Here is a 12,002-nt window from a genome sequence, read left to right on the forward strand (position 1 = left end):
GCTGACCTTTGAGGGCGCCGGATTATCCGACCGGAGATTCCGCCCCGTGCTGAAGCTCGTCGGACGAGCCTCAGCACGGTATCGGTGTGCGTCGGTCAGGCTGCCTTGGACTGGGTGCCGGCCAGGTCGTTCAGGACCGCGTTGACCACGGGCCAGCACATGTTCAGTGTGTCGCGGTCCGGGGCGTGAGCCTCGCGGATTTCGGCGCTCGGGTGGACGAAGTTGCGGTACTTGCGCAGCTCGTGGACGAAACGCTCGACGTCGGCGCCGATCCAGCCGGCGTTGTGGCAGATCTTGATCAGGGTGTCCAGGCTCACGTTGTCCGGGGTCTTGTTGCCCAGCAGTGATGCGTCGCGTTCCAGGACCACGTGGACCATGACGCCTTCGAGGAGACTGCCGAGCATGATGATGGCGGCCACGTGGGCGCCGTTGGCGTAGCAGGTGTGTGCTTCGTCCAGGCGGTGCTGGAGCAGTCCGGCCATCTGCTGGTCGCTGATGAGGTCGGTCATCGCAGCTCTGAGTTCGACCTGGCCCTGGTTGCCCGGGTGGGTGAGAGCAGGGTCGCAGGCGACGAGGCGGGGACGTCCACCTGGGGTTTCCAGGCGTACGCCCTCGTGGATGAGGAAGGCGTTGACCGCGGAGACGACGGCGGGGAGCTGTTCGGGTTCGTCGAGGTACTCGCGCGGGTCGGCGAGTCGGAGCAGGATCTTCTCCAACTCGGTGGGGTCGTCTCGGCGTTCGGTGAGCCGGGCGAGGGTCCAGTCCTTGCGGTAACCGTCGTACTCCGGGACCTGCTGCCAGCCGGCGCGCTCCAGGAACTGGGTGATCTCGTAGCTCTTGCGGTAGTAGAGGTGGTCGTCGCCGCAGATGACGCGAGCCAGTTCCTCCAGGGTGTTGGCGTCGAGGATGCCGAGTGGGGACTGCGGGGTCATGCCGGGCCTTCCGTGTTTGTGCCGTCGGTCTCGTCGACTTCGGTCAGGTCGAGTGAGGCGACGGGATCGGTCGCGTCCGGGCCGTCCGGAGACTCTGCCGGATCCTCGGCCAGTGCCTCGTCGGAGGAGAGGTCGAGGGGGGTCCACTGCACTCCGGCGGAGGCGGACGCGCCATGGGACCGGTCGTTGGCGCTGATGAACGTGGCCGGACGAATGCCGAGCCGGTCCAGTTCCTCCCACAGGCCGACCAGGGCCTCGTCCGGGTCGAACCGGAACTCGCTTTCGGGGATGCGCCAGAACGTCCAGCCCACCCGCTGAAGTTCACGGTCACGCTGCTGGTCGTACCGGATCTGGTCGGGCGACGAGTGGTAACGCTCGCCGTCGCATTCGACGGCCAGGCGCCCTCGTGCCCCTACGACGACGAGGTCGATGCGTTTGCTTCCTGCGGGGTACTGCGGGATCACGTGATATCCGCGAGCCTTCAGACGCAGGTAGACGTGCTGCTCGAAGAGCGAGTCGAACGGCTTTTGCGAGATCTCGCTCGACACTTCCCCGATGTCGTCGGAGTCGGCCAGTGCGGCCGGTGGGTTCTCCATGTAGGCGAGGAGGTTGAGCCGGAGGTCTCCGGTCTTCAGGCGGTCCGGCGGAACCGAGTAGAAGAGCCGCATCTGGTCCTGGGCCCGGGACGCGGCGACGTTGTACGCCTGTCGTTCGCTGCGCGCGCCGCCTGCGATGCGCGGTGGGTCGGTCGCCACCATCGAGAGCAGAATGACGTGCCGCTCGTCGCCCTGGAACGAGGCGGGATTGCCCACGCGGATCTGGTGATGTTCGCGGGCCGGTGCCGGAATCCGTTCGTTGATCAGCTGTTCCAGGAGCTTGACCTGGCCGACCGGTCCTTGAAGGGTGATGACCCCCATGGTCTTGTCCCGGTAGGCGGGGTCCTCCACCAACTGGGCCAGGCAGTCGACCAGAGTCTCGGCTTCCTTCGCGTTGCGGAGCCGGCTGTCGCGTCCCTGGGTGACGGCGTCCTCGACGAAGTGCGTCACGAGCGGGTCGAGACGATCACCGCCGTACTGGCGCAGCGGCTGCAGTTTGTTGTTGTAGAAGGTCTGGGACGACCAGCCGATGATCTCGGGCATGCACCGGAAGTGCTCCTCCAGCCTGATCACCTTCGGGAAGAACGTGGACAGCAACTGGTAGAGGTTCGTGGCGGGGCCGTAGAGCGTGCGCAGGCTCGCAGGCATGTCGGGCAGATGGGAGATCAGCCGGTCGTGGATCGCCTGGTGACGGCCCAGGACGCTGAGCGAGGGCGCGCACTGTTTGTCGTCCCCCACGACGATCACACGAGGAGCCAGCCACATCAGGAACAGCGCGTCCATGCCGGCCTGACTGGCTTCGTCGACGATGACAACGTCGAACGCGTCCCGCTTGGGCAGCACCATCTCGGCGACCTGCGAGATAGGCATCACCCACGCGGGTACGGCTCCCTGTGCTGTTCGCATGGCGTCGTGTGCCGCAGCACGGTAGCGGCCCGCGCTCCGGCCCTTGCCCTTGCCGTACGAGGCCATGTGGGTCCGATACGCCTGGAGCGCGGACCGCTGCTCCTGCGTCATGCGTTCCAGGCAGTGCAACCGACCCCAGAGGGCGGCGAGTTCACCGGTGAAGTCCTCCAGGTTCCTTTCGTACCGCGCCAGTTCGCCTTCGAGCTGACGCTCCCGGCCTGGCGTGCGCTGCCGGCGTACGAACGCGGAAGCCACTGACCAGGCCCAGGCGTCGGCCAGCGAGTCCAGCCTGGTCTCCCAGGCCGGATCGTCTGGCTCCTGCGTCAACTGGTCGGCGAGCAAGGGGTGTGCCCTGCGAACACTGTCCAGAAGCACGGCGCATCGGCGCCGACGGTGTTCCCGTTCGTGCGTTTTCCGCAGCGCCTCAAGCTCCTTGACGTAGCGGTCGACGTCTTGGTCCCGGATCGCCTGGGCGGCGGCGAGCGCTTCGGTAGCGGGGCGTGAGCCGTCCGACGGCGTGCGGAGGCGCTCCTCCCAAGTGATCAGCTGAGCCATGGCTTCGTCGGCAGTCCGCCGGCCGGAGAGGGCGGCCAGCGCCGTGGTGAAGTCCTGCCAGGCCGGGCGGGAGGTGAAGGGGACGTGGACACCGTGGCTCACGAGCAGGTCGTCGATCCGATCCCGGGCGGCGCCGAACGCGTCGATGTGCTCCAGGCGTTCGTACGCCTCGGCCAAGGAAGCCAGACGGAGCTCTACCGGACCCTCGGGTATGGGGACTCCGACCTGGGCCCACCGCTGGGCAAGTGTGACAACGGAGGAATGAGCACGCAGGTAGACGAGGACGGAATCGAGATCGTCCAGTGTCTCCGGGGGACGACCGTTCACGGTGCATGTGTCGAGGAGCTCTTGAGCGGCCTTCTGCGCCTTGGCCGCGCGCAAGCTGCCACGAGGCCGCAGCTTGCCACCCGAGGCAAGATGGTCGCGCAACGCAGAGCCGGTCGCGAGCATCAAGTCGGCCCTCTCGACAGGGAGCCGTTCGGGAACGGTGACCCGCGTCATTCCCTGGTCGTCCAACTGCCTTGAGAGCAGACCGAGTTGATCGGAGAGTTCGGACACCCGACGCCACCCAGGAAGATTCTCACGGGAGAGCCGCTCCGTGAGGGCCTTGGTGGTCCATCTGTCGGGATCCCACTGCAACGCGGACGGCGGCAGACCGAGGCGGTGCAGGGCGGTACGGCAGTCGCTCGCCAGTGAGGTCAACTCATCGGTGACGGAAGTGTCCAACTGGACGAGGGAGTTGCGAATGTCGACAGCCTCTGCAGAGAGACCGTCATCGGTGGCGCGGCTGGCCGCGAGCTCTTGGACGAGGTCCTCGCGAGTGGGGAGAGCGTCCGGATCAGGCAGCATGCCGCCGGCACGTGGCTCGGCCGCACCGTCGCGCAGCAGGATCAGCAGTTCAACGGCCTGCGCGGGAGCGAGCGGCGGAACGGAGGAGTTCGGTCCCTGATCCGGAACCACGCCGATCCAACGGTGACGTTCGGCGTTGTCGCGAACGTGTTGCACGATTACGGCGAGAGTGCCGGCGTATCCGCGAGCGACCTCGGGGTGCCGGTAGACCTCCGCCTCCCGCAGCGCGATCACCTGCTCGGTGAGCGCACTGATCCTTCCTCGCACCTCTTCCCGCCGTGCGGCGAGGCGACGGATCTCGTCCCGAAGCACCTCAGGGTCGCTCGCCGCGACCTGGTCGGTCAGGGCATTGATGGTGCGCTCAAGTTCGTCTGATCCGTCCTGTCGCGTGGAGCTGAGCAGCAGGACGCACAAGTCCCGCACGGCAGGCGGAAGTTTGTCCCGCAGGACGGTCAGGGCCTGATCGCGGGCGCTGGTCACCAGAACTCTCTGCCCTTGAGCGAGCAGCGCGGACACCAGGTTGGCGATCGTGTGCGTCTTGCCGGTGCCGGGTGGGCCTTGAACCACCACGCCCGTGTCGTGTTCCAGTCGCCGCAGCACACTGCGCTGTCGTTCGTTCGTCTTCCCAGGGAAGAGCGGGTCTTCGCCGAGCAGGGGAGAGACCTCGCGACCGTCCCAGTTCGCGCGTTCCTCGGTGCTCAAGGGGAGCACCAACTGAGCCAGCCCCAAAGGCGCGTGCGCCTCGGCAGCCACACTGTCCGCGATCCGGTCGTAGAAGCTCAACAAGGCATTGCGGTCCCGTGGCCGTACGATCAACGCCGGCGCGTAGGTGAGCCGTGCGCCTGCCCCCGGCTCGCCTGGCGGCTGCCACTCGGCACTGAACGACACCGGACGTTGCAGCACTCTTTCCTGCCACTGGGCCAGTTGCTCCAATGCCTCCGTGCCCAGCAGGTGCAGCGACTGGGCGGCCATCTCCTCCGCCAGCGCGGCCGAGCGTTCGGGAGCCCAGCCGTCATCGGTGTCGAGGAACGCTTGATCCTCAAGCCGCACCGCTCCTTCCGCCATGAGGCGGACTGTGAGGCGAGCGGTCTTGCGGTTCACCGAGGTCTCCACCCGGTGTGTGAGCAGGTGGCGGTGGACCGCGTCACCGCGTGGATCACTCCAGGTCAACAGTCCAGTGGCCAGGACGAGTTCGAGTTGGTCGTCCTGTTGGGTGAGCTTCTGGTGCCAGTGGTAGACCTGCTCGTACAGCTCCCGAAGCGCTCGGTCGGTACGCTCCCGCTCCGCCCAACGGCGCCAGCGTTCCAGCCACGGACCGTAGGCCCGGAGCACCTCGGCCGCGTCCTCTCGGCGGACGGTGTGATCCTCCGCTTCCTCCCGCCACTGACGGCCGTCTGCGGCGCGCACGAGTTCCGTGGCCGGTCCCTCGACGGCGAGCGGCGGATCACCGCCATCCGCGTCCTGACAACGTTCCGCTGATACCCATCCATCCAGTACCTCTGGCGGAGGGGGCGGCGCTGTTTGCGGCACGTGGTCAAGTGTGAGCAGTAGACCGTCGACTCGATCTGACGGTCGTCGTACGGAAGTGGGTAGCTTGGCCAGCCACAGGCGCTCCCGTGAGCGCCTGTCGTCGCGCAGGCGGTTGTGGCTGCTCTGTACGACTTCCTTGAGGAAGCCGATCAGACCGGTGGTCTGTCCAATGACGTCAGGGTCGTTCGCGGCATGTCGCGGCACGTTCACCTTGCTCCCCTCGGCTGGTGGCGAACATTTCAGGATGAGGTGGCCAAGGAGACAGGGCAACGTGTTGTGGGGGAATGGCGTGATACGCGCGGCGCATAGGCCGGATCGTCATCGTGCCAGGATGCCGTCGACTCGCGGGCAGCGTGCACAAAAAGGTCAGGTAGGGCTGTGGGGTGGCAGCAGGTAGGCGAAGCGGATCACTTATCTGGAGCCGTGGAGAACAGTGCCTCAAGGCGGGCTTGACCGGAGGTGTTGGTTGCCCGGTCGTGTTCGTGCAGGATCTGGCCGTACTTCGTCGGTGACGCCGCTTCCCCTCGGAGGTGCCATTTGTGTGTGGTGCTTGTGGCGCACGAACCGATGCCGAAAAGTAGGCGAGCACGCGAAGCGCACGGTAGGCCGCTCAGGGCAACGAAGCGACGGTCACCCAGAAATGATGATGGCGGGCCTGTCCGTGACCCGTAGCGGAGAACTCCGTATGGAGGTTGTGTCATGAGAGCCGTCAGCGGGCGTCGGTGTAGCCGGGAAGCCTGAGCGGGACGGGGACCAGGGGACGGGAGTCGTCGTGGGTGTCGATGAGATAGAGACGGAAGTGCTCGCCGTCCTGTGGGCGAAAGACGACTTCGGTACCGGCCCCCCGTCCTGATTTGAGCGTTGTGATGGCCTGTCGACCGTTGTCGGCGGTGACTTGGGCGTGAAACAGATGGACGGGGCCGATGCCCAAAGTGTGGTCGCCAACGGTCACTTCGAAGCGGGAAGGGCCGAAGCGCAGGCATTGTGCCTGAGGACCGAGGACTGTACGGAGGGCTGGGGAGTCGAGGCCGTTGAGGGTGACAGTGATTGTGCGGGCCGATCGGTAGGCCACACAGCGGCCCTCAATGAGTAGGCGCCCGATCCGCAGGTCGATGCGCTCCTCCCCACTGTAGGCCAGCGGGGCAGGGAAATACGACTCGCAGTGGCGCTGCACAACGTCCAAGTCCGAGAGGTACGACAACAACTTCTCAACCTCGATGTTGTCCTCGTCGGTACCGGTGGCGGACAGTCTCCCAGAACCAACCCTGATGCCGTCGACGGTGATGCGAAACGAACCGCCTCTCAGGATGCGTTGATGCAGCCGAAGTACCTTCATCGCCTCGGCCGGCTCTCGGCCGCTGAGATCGAAGGAGTAGCGGATCGTTCCGTCGACGCGTTTGTCGAACGGGACGAGCATCTGCAGGCGGGCGCCGTAGATATCCGCTTCCAGGGAGGCTCCCAGCTCACCGGAACGCTGTGCGATCAGGCGACTGGCGTAACGCCCGGTGGTCACCCCTTCGCGGTTCAGGAATTCGACCTCAGCGGCGGCGTCGGACTGCGCGGCGTCAGGAACGGGTTGCCAAGTCACCCGGACGTCACTGACGGTCTTCGACAACCACTCCGGGCCGTCGACCGTCAGACTGGCCACGGCCTCGGGAGGCAGCTCGACCTCCTCGGCGATCCCGTACCCCAGGGTCCGGGTAAAGGCTGCGGTCAAGCCGGCGTCCATTGCTTCGGGGCGTGTCGGCAGAGTCAGCCGGACCGGGCTGACCTCGTGGGCGAGCGCGTGCTGAGGGCGCAGGGTCTGGATGACGGCGTCGCCTTGCCGTTGGAAGTCCCAGGTCCAGTCGGGGTCGATGTTGTCCGCCCGGTTGCCGAGGGCTCGAACGCGTTGGACCAGGTCGTCTCCATCGACGAGGAGCGCCTGTTCACGCCCGAAATCCCTGGCCGCCTCCCGTGCTTGCTCACGGGTGAAGGTGGCTTCGAGGGCCGGGTGCGAGGCGAATCCGTTGTCGAGTGCCGGCCGATCCATCACAGTCACCTTCACCGTCCGGCCGACGGTGAGTTTGTCCACGAAGGAACGCTCCGACGGAGTGAGCGTAGTGGGGACCACCAGAGTCCATTCCACCGGATCGTGCTGCATGGCCCGCTGGAATGATTGCTTGATCGCGGTGCGGCGCCCTCGATAGGAGCCGGGAAAACCGTCAGGGTGATACTTCAGCTGAAAGATGCGCAGCCCGTCCTCGGTGCTGACCCGGACGTCGATGCCCTTGTCACCGCCACGCCCGTTGACGGCGATGCTCCTCCCGTCGTACATGCGGTGCAGCAGCGCCTCCACATGCCGGTCGAAGGCCGCTTGCCCGATACGGTCCCAATCGATTGCCACGCTTGTACCTCCCGTGTGTCCGCATCCTCACATAGAGGACTGACATGAGAGACCAAATGCTGGTGCTACTCGGGGAATCCGGAGACGGGCCGAGTTGACTGCGCTGCCCTGGTTTCGGGAAACGGTGGCTCCGGCCGGACTTCGGCCTCGGCGACGGGCGATCTGAAAACGGGACGGCCAGCGCGGTGCAGCGCTGTAGTTCAAGATCGAAGAATGTGCCCACCCAGGCACTGACCTCAGTTCCCTTTTCGGGGAGCCTGGCACCTGGGGTCAAGAGGTGGCGCGATGAGGTGGATCGGCATGGGGTGTGGCGTTGCAGCCGGACTCGGTGTGTTGCGCCTGGTGCTTCGGCAGTTCCGAGAATTCCTTGTGGATCTGGGGGCCGTTGTCGAGACATGGCGCGATCTTGTGCGAGCGGTGAGAGGCTCGGCGAAGCCTCGTGATGGACCGCCTCGACGAGTGTGTTGACGAAGGGGGCTTTCCGGTCGCTCGCACGTCAACTTGCGGCAGTGGTAAGGGGGGATCGGGCGACTGGAGCCGTGTCGCCCTCACGTCCAGTGAGGGCCTGTCGCGTTCGAGGAAAGGGTGGCACCCGAAGCGTCCTGACGATCGTCCGGGACTACGCCTTGCCGAGTCAGTAACCGCGCTGCTCAGTCGGGCCCGGCGGCAGTGCAGTGCGCCAACAGGCTCCCGGCGACGGGATCGGCCACTCGGTACCGCACCACGCGTCCCTTCTTCTCGCCCGCCACGACGCCGAGCGCCGTCACTAGCTCTTCCGGCATGACGAGCTGTCCCGCGAAGAGCACCGCCGTGCCGAAGGCGAACACGGATGCCGTTTGGGTGATGGTGATGACGGCGCCGAGGATGACCGTCTGTCAGGCTGTGCTGCGGGCGCCGACCAGATAGGCGGCGAGCATGGCTTTGCCATAGCCGGGCGTCAGGGTGTGGAATGCGCCGAGGAGACCGTGCAAGTGCTGATCAGAGCCAGCAGCGTTCACGGGGAAGTCAGGGGAGAGCGAAGCGCGTTGAGGATGGCGCTGCCGCTTCCTGGAAGGACACTTCCGTCGCGTTGGTTTGCAAGACGCGGTGGATGAGTGCCTTCTGGGCCCCCGCAGGCAGCCGCGGATCGTCCAGCAGCAGCCCCGCACGGTCGTGATCTGCCGATAGCCGAGCCGCGTGTTCGGCCGACTGGGCCTCCACTGCTGCCACACCCCCGGTCAGCCGGTCGGGATCGCCAACTGGTGCGTCCAGCGTGGCCAAGAAGGTGGTGAGCGCCCGCAGGGGGAGCCAGAAGTACCTGCTGCTGTGGTGCGAGGTTCACCGGCTCGGTACCCACTGCTCGGTGAACAGACGGCCCAGCGACCGGCGGAGAGCGTCCTCGACCGGCAGAGCGCGGAAATCGAGACCGGACCGCGAGGGCTCCCGTAACGCCCCGGTGCTCGAAGACGAGACCGTCGCCCATCACGACCGGCGGCCTGCTCACGGGCATGGTCGGCAGCGTCGCCGTACGCCCGCACCGTCTCACCATTGAGAACAGGACTCCCTGGTAGTTGGCAGCGCGCGGCGACTGGTGAGTTCTATTGACATTGCAGCGGTGATATCGCCGCCGAGATAGGGAGCCAGGCCGTCCGAGGTGGATGGTGGTCGTCCGTCGTTTCCCGGGCTCTTTTCGACTTCCTGGTTGTCCTGTCGACCGCCATGTGAAGACGGTGAGTGATCCGTTCGCTCTCGGGAAATCGCCCTTACTCGAGCTGGTGCTCGCCGAGCAGCGCGAAGGTTCCGCCGATGTAGTACTCCTGCTTCGCCTCGGGAAAGCTGAGAAGTCCTCCGAAGCGGGTCAGCGCGTCGGACGGCGCCGGCTGTTCGCGGGCACGTTGGAGATCCTCCAGCGCAGCCAAGGCCGTGGGGCGGTCCCCGACGCGCGCTGCCGCTCGGGCTTCGATCGCCGCGATCCGGATGCGTGTCTCCCCACCGGGCGTCAGTCGGGTCGCCTGGCGTGTGTATTCCAGGGCTGTCTGCCGACGGGCGGACCATTCCGCGATAAGGGCGGCTGTGCCCTTGACCCAGGCGCGGAGGTCGTTGTGGTCGGCCTGTTCCGCGAGCGTCCACGCGGTTTGGAGCTGAGCGATCGCGGCGTCCTCGTCGCCTAGGTTCTGTGAGGCATGCGCGAGCAGGAGACAACTCGTACCGGCGAGAAGGAGCAGTTCACGGGTCTGCCCAAGAGGTTGGCGGCCGTTCAGCAGGGTGAAGAGACAATCCCGTGTCGTGACAAGGTCCGTGAAGATCTGGCGTAGCGGAGCGTGGACGTAGTCACCGGCGATCCGAGTGAGGGTGGATTCAAGACCTTCCAGTTCGGCGCTGCTCACGGTGGTCTTGGCGATCTCGTCGGTGAACTGCAGTGACCGTACGGCGGCATGGGCCGTGAGATCGTTCAGATCCGCGACGTGCTGCACCGAAGGTGGCACGACGTGGCGGCCGAGCGCTGGAAGTGCCACACCGGCAGAAGCTGTGGGCGGCGCCTGTTCACGGAAGGGTGGGGCGAGCAAGCTCTCCGGTGTTCCGATGCCCTCCAGAAACCGCGTGGCCTTGTCGAGGCTGGTCAAGCGGCGATTGCCGGCTTCGAGCATCGAGAGGAAGCTCTGGCTGAGTCCGGTCATGAGCGCCATGTCGTCCTGGCGAAGAGCCGCTCGTTCGCGGATGAGGCGACTCGCGAGGCCGAAGTCCCAGTTGGCGATGGCGACTTGGACGGCCGGATGGACCCAGACCTCGTCCGGGACACGGGGGCCCGAGCGTGCGGCCATTCGCCTGTCGCGGGAGCATGCGGCGCACCGGTCTTCCAAGTTGTACTGGCTCAGGCGGCATTCACAGTCGGCGCATACGCGAGCGTGGTTCCGCATCGCACCCCCGTTCCTCCTCCGTGTACGTCAGAGTACGGGCGTACGCGGCCAGCCCGTATTACTCATGTGATACGGGCTGGCCGGGCGGGATTGGCGGGACCGGAACCGGAATTTCCGAAGTGATATCACCCTCGGCATGTGCGCAATCGCGCCTGTGCGAACAGTCTTAGGCATCTGCCAACGTCCTTGTGAGAGTGGTTACTTGGTCGTGAGGCGCAGCCATGAATCCGCATGCACAGGAGATCCCGGTGATTGCCTCGCAAGGCCGAATTGGAACCGACTCTGATCCGCGCTCCGTTCAGAAGCAGATGGCACCAGTGGTGGATTTGGACGGCCGGCGCCGGTGGCACGGTCACCCCACCATCCCGGAGCCGATCGCGCCGTGTGCGCAGACCGAATTGCCCTGGAGGATCCAGCTCGCGTCCCGTCCGCTGCCGCGACTCGGACCCGTCGACGTCATACAGGCAGGACTCCTAGTCGGTCTACGCGCTGTCGAGGGAGCCCGAAACCGGGGAATTCCTGTCGGGCCGGTGCTCTGCTGCCCCGCGCACGCCCAGATCCACATCCCCGTCGAAGCGGGAACCGCCTACCGGTGGCACGTTCCGCAGACGGCGTGCCGTGCGAGACGCCTGTGGGAATGCGTGCTCGATGGCCAGACAGTCGGATACTCGCGCTGCTCGGCGGTGTGGCTGCTTCCTCCTGATGGCCATCCAGAACACACCGACAGCGCCACCCTCCTGCACGGTGACGATCCAGCAGGAGTTCCCCCAGTCTGTGAATCCGGAACGTTCCGGGAAGCTCGTGATCGAACTTCCGTATCACCGATCTGGTCGCCAGCGCCGCTGGGGTGACCGCAAACGATGGATGGTGGAGGACGCACTCGGCACGGTCCTCAAGGAGATCGAGGCCCGAGCGGTGGAGAACACCAAGCGCAAGGTGGATGAGGAGCGGGCCGAGGCGGAGCGTGAGGTTCGATGGAAAGCGGCCATGGTCGAGGCCAGGGAGCAGGCTGTGCAGGCCCAGTTCGCCGAAGTACTCCGTGAGCAGGCCGGCGACTGGCAAGAGGCGATGCTTTTGCGGGCGTATTGCGACGCGCTGGATCGCCGACTCATGGACGTAGAGGGTGTGGACGAAGCCGATGTCGAAGCGTCGAGACGGTGGCTGGGCTGGGCTCGACAGTACGTTCAGATTCTCGACCCTCTCAGCCGGCTGCCGGAGATGCCGAAAACACGGGAACCGGCAGCGGATGACCTGAAGCCGTACTTGAAGGGCTGGAGCCCCTACGGCCCCGAAGCGCGCCGTCACGGCTGGGGTCCTCGCTGACGACCTCCCCCTCCGCCGGTTGCCGCTC

Annotated in this window: 6 protein-coding genes; 1 reads left to right on the forward strand and 5 read right to left on the reverse strand. The window is 66.0% G+C overall.

Going from position 1 to position 12,002, the window contains the following annotated elements; translation table 11 throughout:
* Window positions 1-95 precede the first annotated feature (95 nt).
* The 5 genes from ACIQPR_RS41245 to ACIQPR_RS41265 form a co-directional block, all read right to left on the reverse strand.
* Window positions 96-932, reverse strand: a complete 837-nt coding sequence (locus ACIQPR_RS41245; protein WP_403660024.1) for a DUF4145 domain-containing protein — start codon at window positions 930-932, stop codon at window positions 96-98.
* A complete protein-coding gene (locus ACIQPR_RS41250; protein WP_403660027.1) occupies window positions 929-5,578 on the reverse strand; it encodes an AAA domain-containing protein in 4,650 nt (1,549 codons plus the stop codon). Before ACIQPR_RS41250 ends, ACIQPR_RS41245 begins: the two co-directional genes overlap by 4 nt.
* A 499-nt stretch (window positions 5,579-6,077) precedes the next feature.
* Entirely contained in the window at window positions 6,078-7,754 is a 1,677-nt protein-coding gene (locus ACIQPR_RS41255; protein ID WP_403660029.1) for a hypothetical protein, read from the reverse strand.
* A gap of 650 nt (window positions 7,755-8,404) precedes the next feature.
* On the reverse strand, window positions 8,405-8,581 hold the full coding sequence (locus ACIQPR_RS41260) for a hypothetical protein (RefSeq protein WP_403660032.1): 177 nt from the start codon (window positions 8,579-8,581) through the stop codon (window positions 8,405-8,407).
* Window positions 8,582-9,496: 915 nt separating this feature from the next.
* Window positions 9,497-10,555 (reverse strand): helix-turn-helix domain-containing protein, encoded by a 1,059-nt coding sequence (locus ACIQPR_RS41265; protein WP_403660035.1) that lies wholly within the window; start codon window positions 10,553-10,555, stop codon window positions 9,497-9,499.
* Between the two features lie 840 nt (window positions 10,556-11,395).
* On the opposite strand from ACIQPR_RS41265, the gene ACIQPR_RS41270 reads away from it, so the two are divergent.
* On the forward strand, window positions 11,396-11,974 hold the full coding sequence (locus tag ACIQPR_RS41270; protein ID WP_403660038.1) for a hypothetical protein: 579 nt from the start codon (window positions 11,396-11,398) through the stop codon (window positions 11,972-11,974).
* The last annotated feature ends 28 nt before the right edge of the window (window positions 11,975-12,002 follow it).

It is taken from the genome of Streptomyces sp. NPDC091280 (assembly GCF_044768565.1).
Classification (GTDB): Bacteria; Actinomycetota; Actinomycetes; order Streptomycetales; family Streptomycetaceae; genus Streptomyces.

What these genes read in the sequence shown, in the direction of transcription:
- ACIQPR_RS41265 (WP_403660035.1), bottom strand. Translation starts at nt 10,555, where the DNA reads ATGGCCGCACGCTCGGGCCCCCGTGTCCCGGACGAGGTCTGGGTCCAT.
- ACIQPR_RS41245 (WP_403660024.1), bottom strand. Translation starts at nt 932, where the DNA reads ATGACCCCGCAGTCCCCACTCGGCATCCTCGACGCCAACACCCTGGAG.